Raw genomic sequence first — 16,398 nt, 5'->3', positions numbered from 1 at the left:
GTCCCGGCATTGCACCGCGTCAGCGACGTTTTGCCCGAGCAGATGTCCGCCAGCGTGGCCCATGGAACCCCGCTGCGCTTGGAGAGCTGGTAGCGGGAGAGACCCTTTTCCCGCAGGACTTGTTGAATCGTCATATGCATCACCCATCTCCGATTATATCGGTATCCCGATAACCAGTCAAGGGGTGCAGGCACAGCCAAATCGAAGGTGATGGCCAAGTTCACTTGCTTCATGCGGTACCTCCTCAGTTGTAGTTGATATAGGGAATCTCCAGCCAGTGTGTCCATCCTCTGCCTTCCAGCTGGGTCTTCACCACACCGCATTGAGTGTTCATGGCTTCGATGACATAACCGTCGCCGACGTACACACCGATGTGTCCGTTCTGCCAGACTGCCAGACCAGGTGTGTCCGGCATGGTATCGATGGGACCAGACACGGAAGCGGAGTAGAACATTTGGTTGGCGCCCAAATCGGGCATACCGTTGGTGGCATAGCCGATGGTCAGTGTCTCCGGGTCGAGCCAGCCGTAGCCTTTGATCAGACCCACGCAGTCGGTGGTCCGCCCGCCCAGCCAGTTGGAACGAATGAAGTCTGCGTAGGTACCGACACCGTCGGGATACTGCTCCTGCTTGTAGGCGAAGAGGGAATCGGTGAGGACATTGCCGTAGGTTCCCCACACATAGCCCCAGCCGGACTCCCAGGCGTGAATGGCATAGAGAGCCAGGTCTGCGGCATTCTTGGTGGAGGGATCGGTGAAGATGGAGATGTCCAGCTCGATGCTGGTTCCATCCCCACGGAGATACTCACCGTTGTAGCTGCCACCGCTGGCGGTCCCGGCCACTGAGGTGTAGACGTGGTTGATGTTGTTTCTGTCATCCTCTGTGATGTCTCTGCCCAGATGAGCTTCCAGATGGGTGTATGCCTGGTAGAGAGACAGGGGCACGTTGACGGTGTAGGTCTCCTCCTCCGTGGTGACGGTGCCGTCCTCTTGCTCCACCTCCACGGTGCGGGTTCTGGTTTCTGTGGTGTAGAAGCATGCCACGAAGCTGTCCGCTTCGCTTTGGGACGGAGCATCCTCACCAAAGCAGAGAGCATAAAAAACAGCCTTGACTCGCAATGGGTCAAGGCCGTTGCCGCTCTCCGTCTGCTCATTGGCAGAGGCCACCGCCGAATCCAGAAGGGAGAAGGCGGAACGCATCTCCTCAATGGAGTGGCGAAACTCCGCAGGGACTTCAGCAGAGAGTGTGCTGCCGTAGAAGCACGCTTCCACTGAGGCATTGTTATGTTCGGCACCGCCCGAGCCAATGGAGCAGAGCAGGGCGATCAAAAGAATGACAGGGGAGAAGACTGCAACCAGCACCCAGCCAAACCCTTTTCGAGTTTTCTCGTTGGTGAGCAGCGTGGCGGCGGCTTTAGAAATTGCGGAAACAGTAATAGCTATGGAGTACACCTCCTATTCTTTACAAAATGATTGTATTGTGGTATTATAATACTTAAATAATATTGCTTGCATCTTTCGTTGTTGCGTCCATTGCGTTCTGGTATCCGCTCGATGCCGTTTCTCTCATGCTTGCATTTGCAAGTTGCGTGTTATGTTACATCGACAAGGGGGAAACTAATATGAGCAGCAGAATTAATGCGGTGAGCCAGGGGATCTGCGGGACGGAGCGGCCAAGTTCTGGGTACCTGAATAGATGGGGATACCGTAGCACGAAAGTGTAGGGTTGGATTTCCCTTGGGGTTCAATGCCCCACCGTCTCACCATAAAAAGCAGAGGCTTCGTTTTGAAGTCTCTGTTTTTTTATCGACCACCTGCCGATCCAAAGAGTTTCTCCTTATAGGCCGGGGCATGGACTTCCAACAGGTATCGCTCGTTGCCACACTTGTACAGGCAGACACCCCGCTGGGGAAACTTGATGAGATTGTACTCGGCTTCCTCCAGCTGGAGCATATCCATGTAGGAGCGCTTGTCGATGGAGCCTGCGTTGAAGAGAAACTGATGGGGCGGGATGCTGAACAAGGGCTTGGTCATCTCCCGGATGCCCTCCTGGTCGAAGTCCTCCAGGTTCTGACTGGCCAGTAGCATGGCGGACTCCTTTTTTCGCACACGCTTGAGACAGTTGCGGATGTACTCGATGGCGGTGGGATTGGACAGCCAGATATACAACTCGTCCAGGGCGGCCACGGTATTGCCTACGGTCAGAAGCTTGTCGGACATATAGGACAGCACATTGAAGAGCATGGCATTGCGGACATTTCTCGCCGCACTGAGCATCCCCTTCACACCGAAGACCAGGAAGCGGCTGGAGGTAATGTTCGTGTGTCCGTTGAAGAACTGGGCATCGGCGCCCTTGCACATGGAGTGCAGCCCCAGCAGCACCTCCTGCAGAAGCTTCTCGGTGTAGAGAGGGTGACAGCTGGCATCGTAAGAGTGAAACTCCGCCTCCATCAGATCGTAGAGGTCGGAGAGGATGGGGTAGTCTTCCGGGGGCATCTGCGTAAAGTTGGTGTCCTCGGTGATGCCGAACTTCTGGTACAGCTTGGAGAGCATGATTTCGATGGTGTCGATGTGGGCATCGCTGAACTCCTTGTAGGCTCGGAAGAAGTCTTTTAGGAAGGAAATGTGCTGAGCCAGCAGCGTGTTTTTGCGGAAGGGCTCCGGCGCATCGTCGGCATTGGGGTCTCCGCTGTTGTCCCAGCACTTGGGTTCCAGAACATTGATGAGATAGTGTCCGGCCATGAGGTCGGCAAAGCAGCCACCCACCGCCTCGCACATCTCCTGTTGCTCATGTTCGGCATCCAGGGAGATGACGGACTTGCCAGACTCCAGCAGATTGAGGATGAGCAGCTTCATGAGGTAGGACTTGCCCTGTCCGGAGTTGCCCAGGATCAGGATGTTGGCGGAGGTTTTGTCTTGGTCTCGCTGATCGAAGTCCACCAGAATGTTGCTGCCGTATTTGTCTTTGCCGATGTAGAAGCCCTTGGGGTCCAGCTTGCCGGAGTAGTTGAAAGGGTACAGGTTGGCCACGGAACTGGCTGGCAGCACCCGTTCAAACTGGACTCCGAAGACGTTGTAACCACTGGGTCCCACACAGCGGAAGCCCTGCTGCTGACGGAGCAGGAGCTTGTCCACGTTTAGCTTGCTTCGAACCAGCTCGGTGAGTACATCGGTCTGGAGTAGTTTGAGTGCATTGTAATCTGGGGACACCAACTCCAGGTACACAGCACAGTGGAGCAGAGGTTCCCGGTTGCGATGCATGGAAGCCACCAGGGTGGCCACATCCTGCAGGTTGCTCTCCGCAGTGATGGTCTCCTGCAGATTGCTGGTGTTGGAGCTGCTCAGGCGGTTCTTGTTGGTGGCATTCTGGATGATGCGTTTTTCTTCGGCGGCAGTGACTTGCCTGGTATAGATGTGCAGGGTGATGCCGTCCTTCTTGCCCAGATGACGGAGAATGGCCTGCTCATCGGTGCTGGTGGGATATTCCCGGAGTGCCCAGACACAACGGTAGGTGTTGCCGCAGATAAAGTGGTCGGGCAGGAAGCTGACCACAGAGGGGGCGATCATGTCCAGAAAGGACTTGGTGTTGACCTCCTCGCTGATCTGGGCAGCGGACTTTTTCGGTTTTCTTGCCAAGATGGATACCTCCTTATTCTTTGGTTGTGACCCAGCGGTCCCCGTCGAAGTCCTCGAAGTCTTCTGTGGTCACGTTTTGCTCGAAGTAGACACCAAGCATCCGCTTGAGATCCTGCTGGGTGGCCCGGCGGGTGGTGAAGCCGTTGTCGTTGATGCTCTGCTCGATGCGGGAGAGATAGGGGAAGACATCTGAGCCTTGATCTTCCCGCAGCCGAACGACGATATAAAACTCCCGGCTGGAGGCCATCAACACCTGGATGCGATCCAGGTGCTGGCTGTCTTGGGCCAGAAGCTTGCCAATGGCGGGAAGCTCCTCCTGCTCCATGCGCTCCTGGTAGAAGTTTTTGTTGTACTCAAAGGACTCCTTGGAGTTGAGCGCCAGCATTTCCACCTCGGCCAGTCCTTTCATCACATTGAGCAGAGCATAGATCCTTGCGGTGATGCTGGTGTCTGGCAGGACGCTGATGTTGGTGGGCTTGATGATGAAGAACACCAGATCCCCCATGTGGGTGGAGATACAGTAGTCCTTGAGGCTGTCAATTCCCATCAGCTGCTGGGTGGACTGGGCTGACTTTTCTTTTTTCTTTCGGTTCATTCATATTCCTCCGTAACGTGTGGCGGGACCAGGTGAGTACAGCACAGGGTGACGTGACAGACCAATGTCCTGGGGTGTTGGGTGAAGTGATAGTTAGCTCGGACGTTCTTGACACCGGTACAGCCGTATTTTTCGCCCAGCATGCCAGCAACATAGCTTTTCAGCAGAGCCCGCAGACTGCGAAAGCCGTAATAATACTTGCCGCTTTTACTGCGGCAGCTCCAGTTGGTCTTTGGGTCCTGCCAGAAGTAGACATTGTCGCATTCCCAACGCTTGCGCTTTCGGCTCCACCAGAGTTTCAGGGATGCGGATCGCTGGACTTCTTCATAGGTCCAGGGAATCAGAGTTTGGTTGGCAGGGGAGAGGGGGGTATTATGATGATTCATGCTACATTCTCCATTCGTAGAATTGCCGTTTGGTAAACAGAAAGGCAACCGCATACCGGATGAAGTCCAGAATGCTGGTGCCATCGAATCGGATGCTGAGGAAGGTATAGACTGCCGTCAGCACCAGTGGGACGAAGATGCCGGTCTGGGTGAGCGCCAGGACAGAGAGCAGAAGGCCCACGCCGATGACGCTCACGTCTCGGAGTTCCCAGAGCCACAGGGTTGCTTTGGCGGTCAGATTATCGGGATAGATGTACAGATTGGTTCACCTCCAAGAGAAAAGCCGCCGGGTTTCCCCGGCGGCCAGTTCAGTGGATTATGCTTCGGTTGTAGGTTGGGTCAGGATTTGTGTCTCGTACTCAGCCAGTGCCTGCTCGATGAGTCCGATGACGAACTCCTTCTGGCTGATTTTTCTGCCCCGTTTCTTTTCAGCGGCGATGAACTTCTTCAGCCGCCGGTCCAGGTCCTCGGGGATTTGAAAGGCCAGGGTTTTGGTTGCTGCCATGGTGACGTTACCTCCTTCAAAGTGTTGGGTGAGGATCATTTCTACACATTCGGCCAGGGTTCCCAGTGCAAGCTGCTCTTTCTCTGCCATGACCTTGGCGTGCAGCTCTACGGGAATCATGGCGCAGAGATTTCTCTTATCTCCCATGGGATGTACTCCTTTCTACGATTTTGCAAGCAAAGCATACTGGAACTAAGCAGGGAAAGCTATTCACACATTCCAACAAGGAAGCTATCGTAAACCAAGCAGAAGCAACAAAGCGGGTTTAACTTGCCAAAAGTACCAGCGAAATACCATAGAGGACATAGTCCACGCATGGGATAGCCACGCTGTTGCCCAACGCTTTATATCGTGCGGAGTCTGAAGCGCCGGGGATCGCTGTCCAGCCGTCGGGGAAGCCCTGGAGGCGCTCGCACTCCAGAGGAGTCAGGCGACGTATAAGATTTACCCCTTCCACACCACATTTGCCGTCACTGACGTACTGGTTGTTGACTCCTTTGTGGTCGGTGTAGCCCAGTGTTCCCACTGTTATTTGGTGTGGCTGTACCACTAGGTCGGTTGCATCCTTGTGCTGACGGGCACTTTGGGTGCTGACAACTGCCCTGTCTTTGAACACGTCCACTCGCTGTCTACTGAATACCGCATGATGGTCCGTTGCGGTGAGTGTGTAGGCAATATCCTCCTGATAACCAATGCCATTCCCGCCGTTTTGGGGCTGACGGTCTATGGCATTGCCGGTGATGCAGAATACGGGTTCCTGCTCCACCAATGGCACATTGTTGTCACCAGTACCGTATCTGGCGGACATGGTGGGAGCCACCGCATGGGGGCCAGTGTAACGGGAGTCGATACCATGGTTCTCATAGACCAGAGGCTGGTGCCCATGTTCCTGGGCCCGGAGTGTGCCTGTCACATCCGTGCTGCACCCCATGACGCTGCCACCCTGGTCGTTGAGGCATAAAACCGACGGCGTACAGTTGCCGCCGGCGCTGCCCTTCAGCGTGGGGGCGAGTTCTTCGCCATAGCCGATGCCTCCAGCTGATGCTCCAGCTCCAGTGGATAAACCGGCAATAAAGGTCTGCTGCTTCATCCCCGGTTGCGCTCCCAATGCTCCCGCCACATCGTGGAGGTCTCGAACTTCATCCCGTTGGTTTGTGGCAAAGGCAATCGGCTGAACAGGAATGTCAGGCACCCCACGGAAAGAGGAGCTATCATTTGGCTGACTTGTGGGGTGGTTCTCTGGTCTAAAGGCGATGGAGCCTAATGAAGCAATCCCAGACTGGATTTCCAGAGCTTCCTGAAGCTTTTTTGGAAGTCCTTTTCCTCGTTCAAAAGCTCGGCGCAGGATACCCAGACAGTCTTTCCTGGTCAAATAATATTTGCTGGGCGGATCGACCTGCAAAATCTGCGACAAGGAAGATTCTCTTTCTTCTCTGGGGGACACCCCAGTATTGAGCGTCAAGGCATCGCCACGCCAGGGAGTAATCAGTTCCCAATATGATTCGCCCAGCAGATTCCCAGCGCCCGGTGTCAGGTCGAGGGACTGAAACATCACAAACTTTAATGCGGACGATCTCTTCCAGGACGATGCGGAAGTCCTCGCCTTTTGGGGTGCCGCTGGAGAAGGCTCCGGGAACGTTTTCCCATAATAGGAATCGAGGTCGAACATGGAGATCTGCTGGGTGTCGCTGCTTTTCTGCATTTCTCATCTCCTTTACGATTCTGATTTGCTCCATAAATAAACCGGAACGTGCGCCGGAGAGACCGGCACGCTTTCCTGCCACGGACAAATCCTGGCAGGGCGAGCCACCACAAATGATATCTACTGGCGGCAGCTCGGCACCGTGGAGCTTTGTAATATCCCCCACATGGATCATGTCGGGGAATCGGTGTTTGGTCACCTCTATGGGAAAGGCTTCGATTTCACTGGCCCATACAGGAATGATCCCGTTATGGACGGCAGCCAAAGGAAATCCGCCGATCCCATCAAATAAACTGCCAAGGGTAAGTGCCTTCATTTGGCCACCGCCTGGACCACTGTCCTGGTAGTGTTGACTGCAGCCTGGGCTGTATAGACCGCAGACATGATGTTGGCTCTGGTGGTGGTGTCCAGGCCGAAGGTTCCGGCGATGCGTGGAATTTCCCCTGCGGACAACATCAGTCCTAGCCCCAGAAGGGCATTTTCTTTGAATACCATCAATCCTGCAATGAGGATGGTGGCTTGCAGGAAGGCGGTGAGGCAGAGTCCAATGATCTGCTTGCACCATTGGATGAAGCCGTCGGTATAGCCGCGGGGGACGCTGAACATATACAGGCTGCCCACGGCGATTTGGATGAGCAGGATACCGCCTCGCTTCAGGTTTGCAAAAAACACCTTAATGACGGCATAGGCCATAAGAATGATGCAGAACAGGAGCATGATGGGGCTGGTGATGGAAGTAAAGCCGAAGTAGGAGCCGGATGTCATTTCGGTCAGGGACTCCACATCGCCGAGAGTGTCGATGATCTCCGTGGCCACTTGGCCAATGGAGGTTCCGTATCCAGTGATTCCGGCGGTGAGACTGCCCTGCAACGTGACGGAGAGTTCATAGAGCCGCACGGGTACCACCGTGAAGAGACCGACTGCCATAAAGCCCTTTATGGCATTGAGGGCGGTCTCTTTCAGGTTTCCTCTGCCGGAGGAATACTCAATGCCGCATTCAAAACAGGCCACCACAAGGCCTGTGCCATAGAGCGCCCAGGCCAGATAGGAGAAAAACAGGACAATACTCTGTACCCAGTTCATGGTGAACAGCTCCACGCCCATGTTGCCCATCTCGGCAAAGAAGTTGCCCAGAAAGCCCATGATCTGACTGTAGATCCAATCAATGATCTGGCTCAGGACAGTATCAGCTACAAAATCCCAAATAAACAATGGTTGGTTCACCTCTTTTCGGGTTGAGGCCGTACCAACCGCATGACACAAAGACCCCGCAGCTGGTACGGCCTTTTGTGTCAATCAATTACATGGTTTGCTGGGTGTTAGATGCCAACGATACCCCAGATGTACAGGGGGGCGGTGAGGGTAAACACCAGACAGGCAAACAAAATGGCGGGTGCTGTCCACTCAAACTGCCCGGTTTTCCGATAATCAAAGTATGCGGTACCCACTTTGACAAAGAAAAACACGGCGAGGATCAGATCAATGGCAGGGAAGACCACGTTGTTGACCACAGTCTTGATTTGGGTGGATGCGGTGGTCCAGGTGCTCTCTACGGCTCCAGCTACATCTCCGCTGCCAGCGGCTAGGGCTGTGCCTGCCATCAGGGAGGTCATGGCCAGCGCCACCACCAGTAAGAGAGCAAAGCGTTTGTGGTTCCATTTACGCATATATTACCTCCAGTTACAAAAATATAGTGTGTATTTGGGCCCGGATGATGCTCTGGAACATCAGGGGGTGGAGGCCCACTGAAAAAAGGACTCAGGTGAACCATTACATCTGCTGGCTCATGGCCTGCTGGGAGTTCTGCTCCTGCTGCTCCCGGAGCTTTTGCTCATAAGCGGTATTGACCGCCTCCACCAGCGCTGTCCGAGCTTCGGCGGTGATGGCGTGGAAGGTGTCGTTGTACTTGGTCTGACCGTGTTTTTGGTAGGACTCCTGGGGCATGGAGACGAACCGGCCTTTGTCGGACTCGATAATACGGATGCCGTGGACAGCAAAGGCACCAGCGATGGTAGCACTGGCATAGGCTTTGGTTTTGAAGTCCCCATCTACCAGACGGTCGATGCGTGCTTCTACCTGGGGGGTGGGAATGTCCTGCTGTATGTTCTTAGGTGTTGCCATGGTGTTGATCTCCTTTCTTTACATGGATGGATGGCTCATGTCGGGAACGGTGAGAGATTTCTGCTGAAGCTGCTCCAGATGCTCTCTGGCCCAGTCGGGCAGATGCTCCTCCCGGAGAATGCCGATAAAGTCGCTGCGATTCCACCTGGCCTGCTCTCCGTCGCCAAGACAGGTGGCATATACCGCTCGGCCGGAAGCGGTGGGGGTGCATCCGAAGCCCCCAGTCGCCAGCCAGAGCTGGTTTTCCGGAGCCCAGTAGGATTCCTTCAGGGTGAAGGGACTCATGACCAGCACCGTGCCTTCCAGCTCTTGTCCGGTCATATCGTCGCAGTGGGAGCCGTCGAACAGTTTTAGCTCTGCCTGTGCCTCCCGGAAAGCGTTAACGAAGCCGTCCAGTACAGCAGGGTGACTTTCCACCGCAAACTCATAATTGCGGTCACAAGGGGGAATAAAAGTGGATGCAGCCCATGTTTTGTTTTGAGGGCTGAACCGCCCATCATACTGCTTTTGTTGTAGGGTGGAAGATAACACCCATCCCACACGCTTGAAACCGAAGCTGTCGATGACGCTCTGGGCGCAGTTAGCGTCCAGATGCATCCCATCAAAGCTCTTGCGGATGGCCTCCTCAATGGCTTGCTTGCAGGCGACATTCTCCGAGTGACTTGCCTGCCAAAGCCCTATCTCGTCTTGCCGCTTAGCTTCGGAGAGGGAGCTGAGGTAGAGGTAAGCGTAATCGTTAGTCATGGGCCTTTTCACACTCCGTGGCCATTTTGGTCAACGCCTCGTGCCACTTTGCTTTGTGGTCGTCGGACACCACAAGGACAGCGCCGTCTACGCTGAACACTCGGAGATTGTCAAAGAGAATGCCTGCATCCGCAAAGGCCTCTGCCGGAATGGGAAGCATATCCTCGTCACACCCGTGGCAGCTGCCGCACATATCCTCATCGCCCTCCTGGCCCTCCCAGCCAGTCATCATATCTGCGCCCAGGCTGTTGACCAGGCGCATCAGCGTCATCATAGCGGCGGCTTTCTCCACAGGTTTCATTTCCGGCTTGAGCAGGACAATGGCGTTTTCCAGGGTGTGCAGCTCCAGGGTTTCCTCTCGCTCCAGACCGCTCAGAATCAGGGCGGCGGACTGGATGACGGCTTTGCCGTCGTTGGTGTAGTTGATAAATGTCATGTTCATTCCTCCATATCGTTAAGTATTTTGATTTGGTTCATGGATCAGGGTATAGCGCCCCTCGTACTCGTCGGTGGGGGACAGGTGAAACATACTCAGTTGCCAATTCCTTGCGGTGTTGTAGCGGCGGGGGTCATAGTTGGTGATGACGATTTCTTCGTACTCACTGCCTGCCTTCTGGGACATGCTGTTGGGTCGGGTGGTGTAGAAGATGTAAAACTCCTGATACAGCTCCACGATATAGGGACAGTAATTGTAGGACACCATGACGTACCCTTCACAATTCAGCAGGGCATCGTGGAGCCGCTGGTGGTCCTCTTTGGGGAAGGCCACCGCATAGCAGCCCTCCGCCTCGTAATAGGGCGGATCGCAATAGAAAAACGCACCTTTGCGGTCATATTGCCGAACGATCTCCACGCAGTCCTTGTTTTCAATGATGACCTCCGCCAACCTGCGGGAGCATTCCCAGACCAGGTGAAAAAAGCGACGGATGTCGCAGATTTTTCCTGCAAAGGACTTGGCCCCGCCACTGAAGCTGTATCGGATAAGCTTGAAGTAGTCTGCGGCCCGGCGGACGTCTCCACGAGGAGCCCTCTCCAGCATCATTCTGCGGATAGACTCTCCATCAGGCGGCTCCAAATATCGCTGGGTCAGCTTCATCTCCTGGCTGAGATAATCGTCGGTGAATTCTTCCTTGGAGAAGAATTTGTACAGCACATTGAAATCATCTCGGGTGTTCAGGGGCAGAAAGCCCAGCTCCAGAAGCAGGGCCATGGTCCGGTTCTTGACGCAGCAGAAGAGGTTGGTCAGGTCGCTGTTGAAGTCGTTGTATACCTCCATACAGCCTTGTTGAATGGGACGGTTGAGGGTTACGGTGCCACTGCCTCCAAACACGTCGATAAACCGGGAAAAGTGCGGGGGAGCCAGACGGTGGATCAGCCAGAGCAGCTTGGCTTTGCCGCCCACCCATGGGATAAAGCTCTTCAATCGGCGTCACCGCCAAAGGAGTCCAAAGCTTGTTCCAGACCCTCGATGGCCAATTTCAGGCCGTACTCCATGGCTCTCAACTGGCCAATGGTGGAGTAGACCTCTCGGGCAGTCACGGCATAGAAGTAACCGTCCTGGCTGCTGGCAATGGGATGTCCCTTTTTGCGCAGACGGTGGACCTGTTTACGCAGTTCAGTGCCGCTAATGTGGAGTGCTGTCTCGATCTGGTGACTTTTCTGGATGTTTTTTCTGCCTTTGCACACGGCCTTCAGATAGGCCAATACCTGTTGTTCTCGCATCATTGTTCCTTTCCGGGGCCATACCCGAACAAGGAACAACAAAAAGCAGGAGCCGTGTCCCTTTCGGGTACGGCCCCTGTGTGTTTTGTTTGGGAATATGAGATGGTTACGGTTTACTGCATCTGCATCCCTCCCAGTTTAGGGTCAGAGGTAGGGCAGAGGAGGGGTTCGCCATCTTCTCGCGCCACCAGCCCATAGGGGGTCAGGACTGCATTGGCATGATTCAGGATGTCTCTGCCGTAGGCATTGAGATTGACGTGCTCTTGCAGCATGGAAAGGGTTTGCTCATCCAAGATGGTGTGCAGCTCCTGGAGTGCCACCTCCTTGGGACTGCGCTGGTCGGGCTGGAGCAGGTAGTCGTCCAGATTTTCCGCAATGCGAGCGGCGGCGACGACCTCGTGGCAGTCGGTGGCAAGGATGACTGCTTTGAGTTTGGTGAGCTGTCCATACCGCTCCAGGCATTTGATGGCCTCTGCCAGCTGATTCAGATCCTGGATGTCGTTGCACTCCAGGTTCTCCAGCAGATCGGGAATGGCACTGTCCTCGCTCCAGAATACCACCTGGTCCCAGGAAGCGGATTCGCCCAGCTCCTCCAGCACACGGGACAGCTGGCTCTGTGTGGCGGGGAGTTCCAGAGTAACCCTGGGTTCCTGTTGATTGAAACCTCTGGCCACCAGCAGGCGAATGGCGTAGGAGGGAGGCTTGGGAACTACGTCCAGGCTGTCATGTACTTGCTTAAGGTCTGTGTGCTGGGTCACATAGCCATGGCTGACGAAGACACCGCCCTCCTCCTGTCGGGCTTTTCGGCCCAGCTGTGCAAAGTCCAGATAGTCAAAGATGGAATCGGGGGCATCCTCTACCTCAGGAATAAAACCATTTTCAGCGTAGAATTTGCCCAGTTGATGATCTGTAACGGCATCCACCACATGACAGCAGTCTGTGCTGTAAGCCAGATTCAGCAGGGTGGAGAGGGGGATGGGACCATAGTCCTTGGCGGCTTCCATCTGGACCAGTCCTTCAAAAACGGCCTTTTCCATGTCGCTCAGCCCTTCCAGCCTGGTCAGCAGGGTGTTGAGCTGGTAGAGGTCGCAGTCCGATCCTAGATGGTCATGGAGAAAGGGAAAGGCCCCCGGATGGAGCAGTTCCAGGTCCGGTTTTTCACCGGGTGCCATTTGGAGCTTATCCATGGCATCCTGGAGCTGATAGTAGGTAGCCGGAAGCTCCAGGCAGCAGTATTGATTATGTTTCCCGTAGAGCGCAATGCAGAACGCATTATCCAAGGGTCATCCCTCCCAGCGTCGTTCCGTGCTCCATATCCTTCGCCTCGTCCTGGGGACAAGGCTCACTCATTTCGCCGGAACTCCTTTCCCCACCGAACCCGCTGCGCTGGGCTTCGGCGGGGGCCCCGGTTTGTACATAGTCTTCCTGATACTTGGCAGGGTCTGCGCCTGGGACATCCCAGCCGCACAGACTGCCCACCTCCATGGCCTGTCTCTGCCACATATCTACGCCAAGGTGCTCATTGAGCTGGTCGGCCAGTTCCACATTCCGCTCTTTGTCGCCGGTGTCCCACTCCGAGGAGTGGTAGCCACTTTCACCTCGCTTAATGCAGATCAGCTGGCCCGTAGTGGGCAGGGTGGAGTAGCACATCTCCGGCAATCCCTCTGCCAATTGGGGGGAGAAGCGCTCCTCCTCCGTCTGGATACTCCAATCGTCGAAGCTCCACAGATGGACATACAGCTCGTCTTCACCAATGCAGATATCCCGCTGCTCAAATCCTTCGCCCCAGCCGTCCGATGCCTGTCCAGAGATATAGTCTTTCAGGGTAGAAAGTTCTTCCGGTGACAGGGTACCGGCCACACGGCATTCCGCAACACCCCAGAGCTGACCGTCTCGATCCTCGACCGTGAACACAGCGGACTGGACTTTCCGGTTGACGCTGTCATCTTCGCTGTACCAGTGCATCAGCCCACGCTCCGTTTCTTCCGGCATACGGTATTTGATCAGGGCGCTGAAAATGTCACCTTCATAGCCACGCAGCATTCTGCCATCCAACTGGGTACAGTCCTCCTCCATTTCGCCGTACTCATTGCGGGTGTAGAGGTCCGCTGTCAGGGGCATATACAGCTTCAGGGTAGTAAGTTCCGGCGGGATTACGGAGAAGCTGTCCTCTCCGATGATCAGTGCAAGGCCGCTGCCGTTGTCCCAGTTCATATGGAACTGGCCGATATCGTCGATGTATTTTAGAGTGCCTGTGCTACCGGGGGGCAGCGGGGCATACGGGTCTTTCATCTCTCTGAGTTTGATTCGGGTTCCTGCGGGGAATTGCTCTCGCAGGAAATTCAGCCATTCCTTGGGAACTGACACCTACATTCCTCCCATCTGAAAAGTTTGTTCTTCTTGGTGTGTTTCTCCCATCATCAGTACCTCCAGGCTCACCGTGCCGTGGTAGGCCACATATCCCCGGTCGGTAAATGCACCAGCCTCTTGATTCATGTGCTGCAGGCCGTACTTCTCGTAGTCATAGAACTCGTCCAGATTGGGGTCATACTCAAAGTGGCCGGACTGCTGGATCATGAACATTCCGTACTCTGCAGGGGTATGGGCGCCGGGGGCAAACTGGAACAAAACCAGATTCTCGGCCAGACAGCGGATCTGGCTGGCATTCTCTGGCTCAGCCAAGGCTACCACAGCCCCCAGCTTTTGAAGGTCATCCCGGTCAAGCCTGGACACAGCCCATGCCAGGTCGTTAAGGTCGAAGATGCTTTCCTGTTTGAAATCCAGTGCTACATCCACCTCCATAGGGAATTCGCTGCTCCCCACTTGAAAGCACATATCCTCCGGATCTTGGATGCCAGAGCGAAGCATTCCACGTTCCAGCTGTTTCCTTGTGGCGGGAAGGTAGAGCCAAGTGGCTTTCTTGGTGTTTTCCGGCTGTCCCTTGGAGATCAGACCCAGGGACAGCACTGCGTCATCGTAGAGATAAAAGGGGAAGTGCTTGCCATCGTAGATCTGCTCCAGCTGCATCCCGTTGTCGTAGACCACACCGTAGGGGGTGACCACGCCTTGATTTCCCTCAATCAGAAGGAGGGCAGATTCCACACCATCTACATTCTCTAGTTCTTCCAGGCTGGCACAGCCACCGTTGAGGTTCATATAGTGGCTGCGGCCCACGGATTCCAAATCAGAGAAGTCCGTGATGACGGTGGCCTGCTGACAGCAGAAGGATAGGTTGATCAAGTCTTTCAGGCTAGTGAGACCCAGTTTCTCAGCCATGGCCTGGAACTGTGCCACCTCGCCACGATCGAAACTGTCCAGCCGCTTGGCCAGATAGTCCAGCTCGTCCAGATTCACCTGGGTTCCCTCCAGACGATCCAGCACTGGCCATGGGCTGTGAAGCTCGTCCAAATGGCAGTCCCGGTTGGAGGCAACCCCAATTTCCAGCGCTTCCAGCAGTTCGGTGCAGCCGTCGTACTGTTCTTTGGGGATGGGGAGGGGGATGGAGACAACGCCATATTCCGGGTGGCTGCTGTTGCTCAATACTGCTTTTGTCACTTCTTTTTATCACCTGTCTTTCGGTTTTTTGTTGGATTGGTGGTTATCATGCTGTAAATCAGCACCACAGCGGTACAAATGCTCAGCCCTAGTGCGAATACCTGCAAGTGTTTTTCCGTCTGTATGGCAGGTTGGGAGACCTCCGCCTGTGCCTGCTGCACATCGGGTGTGGTCGTAGCAGTTGGCTGGGTGGTAGTGTCATCCTCCACCCGCTGGCAGAACACCAGATACCGATGGGTGCCCACAATATAGGGGTGGCAGGTGAGCAAGGTCACCATGTCTTGGCCCGGCTGAATGGCCACAGCTTTCACCTCATCGGGCCAGATGATGGAGATTCCCGTGACCTGGTAGGTCAGGGTCTCCCAGAGGTTGGTGAGGTACACCAAGTCCCCCTCCTGAAGCAGTTCCACATCCCGGAACATGGCCTTGCCATTCCAGCCCCGGTGGGCGGCAATGACGCAGTTGGTGGAGATGCCTCCAATGGGCATACTGGTCTGACCCAGCACCGTCGCTCCATCGTTCATGTGCGCTCTGGAGGCTCCCAGATAGAGGGGTAAGGTGACATCCATAGCGGGGATTTCTACATAGCCTACGGCATCATCGGCTTCCATTCCGTAGTCCTCTAAGTTCAACCCCGGTGCTTCATAGCTGTCCACACTGTCCAGGCCGGACTGATCCTGGGACAGCTGAAGGTTGTACGCCTCCATGGCTTCTCTCAGGTCTTGATGAATACCTGGCTTTTTCTGTCCCTGCTCCACCACGGCAACTTCCTCTTTCACCGTCTGCTCATACACAATGGGGGCAGTGATGGGCTGGCACAGAATTACCATCAGTGCCAAATCCACCGCCAGAGCCAGCCCCAGCAGCCATCTAGCCATGCCTGACACCTCGCTTGTTCCGCCAAATTACCACTGGAACAGCTACCGCCAGCATGGCAAGATAGATACCAAACCCGATGCACAGAGCTGTGCGATATTCCCTCCACCAACTGCTTTCGTGGTTTTGGTTCTGGGCGGTTGCAACCACGGTGTCCTCTGCTGTCCATTCTGTCCGGGTGCCACGCACCAGCAGTCGGTGGGAATTCACGCCGTAGGGGGTGCAGGTGAGCAAGGTTACATAGTCCCCTTGTTGATCAATCCCAATCTGGCTCACATCGTCGGGAAGCACCACAGAGATTTGGTCCACCTCATAGGCCAGAGTTTCGTCCAGCACCCGCAGGAAGAACACATCACCTTGTGTGAGCTGATCCAGGTCGGAGAGGAGCCGGGATGAGGCCAGGCCGCTGTGGCCTGCCAGAACTGCATGGCTTCCTGTACCTCCCACCGGCAGGGAACTGCCCTCCACCACCCCCACACCAGCGGTGAGGGTGGTGGACTGAGTTCCGTAGTACACGGGGAGAATCACGTCGATGGCGGGAATCTCCAACGTGGCCAG

19 protein-coding genes and 2 pseudogenes are annotated in these 16,398 nt (G+C 55.2%); all 21 read right to left on the bottom strand.

The window, feature by feature from the left end; all coding sequences use genetic code 11:
- Positions 1 to 233, bottom strand: a 233-nt coding sequence (locus B5G37_RS15805; protein WP_242962893.1) for a helix-turn-helix transcriptional regulator, incomplete at its 3' end; no start/stop codon positions are given.
- A gap of 11 nt (positions 234 to 244) precedes the next feature.
- A complete protein-coding gene (locus B5G37_RS13200; protein ID WP_242962892.1) occupies positions 245 to 1,450 on the bottom strand; it encodes a hypothetical protein in 1,206 nt (401 codons plus the stop codon).
- Between the two features lie 351 nt (positions 1,451 to 1,801).
- Positions 1,802 to 3,565 (bottom strand): type VI secretion protein, encoded by a 1,764-nt coding sequence (locus tag B5G37_RS13195; protein ID WP_087258524.1) that lies wholly within the window; start codon positions 3,563 to 3,565, stop codon positions 1,802 to 1,804.
- Positions 3,566 to 3,647: 82 nt separating this feature from the next.
- Positions 3,648 to 4,229 carry a hypothetical protein gene (locus B5G37_RS13190; protein WP_087258521.1) on the bottom strand — a complete coding sequence of 194 codons (582 nt, stop codon included), beginning with the start codon at positions 4,227 to 4,229 and terminating at the stop codon, positions 3,648 to 3,650.
- Entirely contained in the window at positions 4,226 to 4,615 is a 390-nt protein-coding gene (locus B5G37_RS13185; RefSeq protein ID WP_087258518.1) for a hypothetical protein, read from the bottom strand. Before B5G37_RS13185 ends, B5G37_RS13190 begins: the two co-directional genes overlap by 4 nt.
- A gap of 1 nt (position 4,616) precedes the next feature.
- A complete protein-coding gene (locus B5G37_RS13180) occupies positions 4,617 to 4,874 on the bottom strand; it encodes a hypothetical protein (protein WP_087258515.1) in 258 nt (85 codons plus the stop codon).
- A gap of 57 nt (positions 4,875 to 4,931) precedes the next feature.
- Positions 4,932 to 5,267, bottom strand: a complete 336-nt coding sequence (locus B5G37_RS13175; RefSeq protein ID WP_087258511.1) for a hypothetical protein — start codon at positions 5,265 to 5,267, stop codon at positions 4,932 to 4,934.
- Between the two features lie 139 nt (positions 5,268 to 5,406).
- Positions 5,407 to 6,288 (bottom strand): annotated as a pseudogene (locus B5G37_RS15940) (DNA cytosine methyltransferase); the annotation flags it as partial.
- A 163-nt stretch (positions 6,289 to 6,451) separates the two neighbouring features.
- Positions 6,452 to 7,138 (bottom strand): annotated as a pseudogene (locus B5G37_RS15935) (DNA cytosine methyltransferase); the annotation flags it as partial.
- On the bottom strand, positions 7,135 to 8,034 hold the full coding sequence (locus B5G37_RS13165; RefSeq protein ID WP_087258508.1) for a conjugal transfer protein TrbL family protein: 900 nt from the start codon (positions 8,032 to 8,034) through the stop codon (positions 7,135 to 7,137). The pseudogene B5G37_RS15935 and the gene B5G37_RS13165, both read right to left, overlap by 4 nt.
- A gap of 107 nt (positions 8,035 to 8,141) precedes the next feature.
- Complete coding sequence (locus B5G37_RS13160) at positions 8,142 to 8,489, bottom strand: DUF3852 domain-containing protein (protein WP_087258505.1); 348 nt, start codon at positions 8,487 to 8,489, stop codon at positions 8,142 to 8,144.
- Between the two features lie 103 nt (positions 8,490 to 8,592).
- Positions 8,593 to 8,943, bottom strand: coding sequence for a SpoVG family protein (locus B5G37_RS13155; protein ID WP_087258502.1), 351 nt, complete (start codon positions 8,941 to 8,943; stop codon positions 8,593 to 8,595).
- A gap of 18 nt (positions 8,944 to 8,961) precedes the next feature.
- Complete coding sequence (locus B5G37_RS13150; RefSeq protein ID WP_087258499.1) at positions 8,962 to 9,687, bottom strand: DUF3849 domain-containing protein; 726 nt, start codon at positions 9,685 to 9,687, stop codon at positions 8,962 to 8,964.
- Positions 9,680 to 10,123: a hypothetical protein gene (locus B5G37_RS13145; protein WP_087258496.1), complete on the bottom strand. Its 444-nt coding sequence runs from the start codon at positions 10,121 to 10,123 to the stop codon at positions 9,680 to 9,682. Before B5G37_RS13145 ends, B5G37_RS13150 begins: the two co-directional genes overlap by 8 nt.
- Positions 10,124 to 10,141: 18 nt before the next feature.
- Positions 10,142 to 11,110: a DNA adenine methylase gene (locus tag B5G37_RS13140; protein ID WP_087258493.1), complete on the bottom strand. Its 969-nt coding sequence runs from the start codon at positions 11,108 to 11,110 to the stop codon at positions 10,142 to 10,144.
- Positions 11,107 to 11,412: a hypothetical protein gene (locus B5G37_RS13135; RefSeq protein WP_087258490.1), complete on the bottom strand. Its 306-nt coding sequence runs from the start codon at positions 11,410 to 11,412 to the stop codon at positions 11,107 to 11,109. Before B5G37_RS13135 ends, B5G37_RS13140 begins: the two co-directional genes overlap by 4 nt.
- Positions 11,413 to 11,522: 110 nt before the next feature.
- Complete coding sequence (locus tag B5G37_RS13130; protein ID WP_087258486.1) at positions 11,523 to 12,689, bottom strand: antirestriction protein ArdA; 1,167 nt, start codon at positions 12,687 to 12,689, stop codon at positions 11,523 to 11,525.
- Complete coding sequence (locus tag B5G37_RS13125) at positions 12,682 to 13,776, bottom strand: DUF4314 domain-containing protein (protein ID WP_087258483.1); 1,095 nt, start codon at positions 13,774 to 13,776, stop codon at positions 12,682 to 12,684. The genes B5G37_RS13130 and B5G37_RS13125 overlap by 8 nt, the downstream gene beginning before the upstream one ends.
- The gene (locus tag B5G37_RS13120; RefSeq protein WP_087258480.1) at positions 13,777 to 14,964 is read right to left on the bottom strand and encodes an antirestriction protein ArdA; all 1,188 of its coding nucleotides are present in this window, start codon (positions 14,962 to 14,964) and stop codon (positions 13,777 to 13,779) included. It lies immediately after the preceding gene.
- Positions 14,961 to 15,842, bottom strand: a complete 882-nt coding sequence (locus tag B5G37_RS13115; RefSeq protein ID WP_087258477.1) for a class C sortase — start codon at positions 15,840 to 15,842, stop codon at positions 14,961 to 14,963. The genes B5G37_RS13120 and B5G37_RS13115 overlap by 4 nt, the downstream gene beginning before the upstream one ends.
- Positions 15,835 to 16,398, bottom strand: a 564-nt coding sequence (locus B5G37_RS13110) for a class C sortase (RefSeq protein ID WP_143482955.1), incomplete at its 5' end; no start/stop codon positions are given. The genes B5G37_RS13110 and B5G37_RS13115, both read right to left, overlap by 8 nt.

Source organism: Pseudoflavonifractor sp. An85 (assembly GCF_002161235.1).
GTDB lineage: Bacteria > Bacillota > Clostridia > Oscillospirales > Oscillospiraceae > Enterenecus.
The sequence above is the reverse complement of the archived record's forward strand: the minus strand, read 5'-3'. Positions and strand labels throughout refer to the sequence as shown.

Coding starts and splice junctions, on each gene's coding strand:
- B5G37_RS13160 (WP_087258505.1), bottom strand. CDS start 8,489: ATGCGTAAATGGAACCACAAACGCTTTGCTCTCTTACTGGTGGTGGCG.
- B5G37_RS13175 (WP_087258511.1), bottom strand. CDS start 5,267: ATGGGAGATAAGAGAAATCTCTGCGCCATGATTCCCGTAGAGCTGCAC.
- B5G37_RS13190 (WP_087258521.1), bottom strand. CDS start 4,229: ATGAACCGAAAGAAAAAAGAAAAGTCAGCCCAGTCCACCCAGCAGCTG.
- B5G37_RS13115 (WP_087258477.1), bottom strand. CDS start 15,842: ATGGCTAGATGGCTGCTGGGGCTGGCTCTGGCGGTGGATTTGGCACTG.
- B5G37_RS13155 (WP_087258502.1), bottom strand. CDS start 8,943: ATGGCAACACCTAAGAACATACAGCAGGACATTCCCACCCCCCAGGTA.
- B5G37_RS13135 (WP_087258490.1), bottom strand. CDS start 11,412: ATGATGCGAGAACAACAGGTATTGGCCTATCTGAAGGCCGTGTGCAAA.
- B5G37_RS13150 (WP_087258499.1), bottom strand. CDS start 9,687: ATGACTAACGATTACGCTTACCTCTACCTCAGCTCCCTCTCCGAAGCT.
- B5G37_RS13185 (WP_087258518.1), bottom strand. CDS start 4,615: ATGAATCATCATAATACCCCCCTCTCCCCTGCCAACCAAACTCTGATT.
- B5G37_RS13195 (WP_087258524.1), bottom strand. CDS start 3,565: ATGATCGCCCCCTCTGTGGTCAGCTTCCTGCCCGACCACTTTATCTGC.
- B5G37_RS13145 (WP_087258496.1), bottom strand. CDS start 10,123: ATGACATTTATCAACTACACCAACGACGGCAAAGCCGTCATCCAGTCC.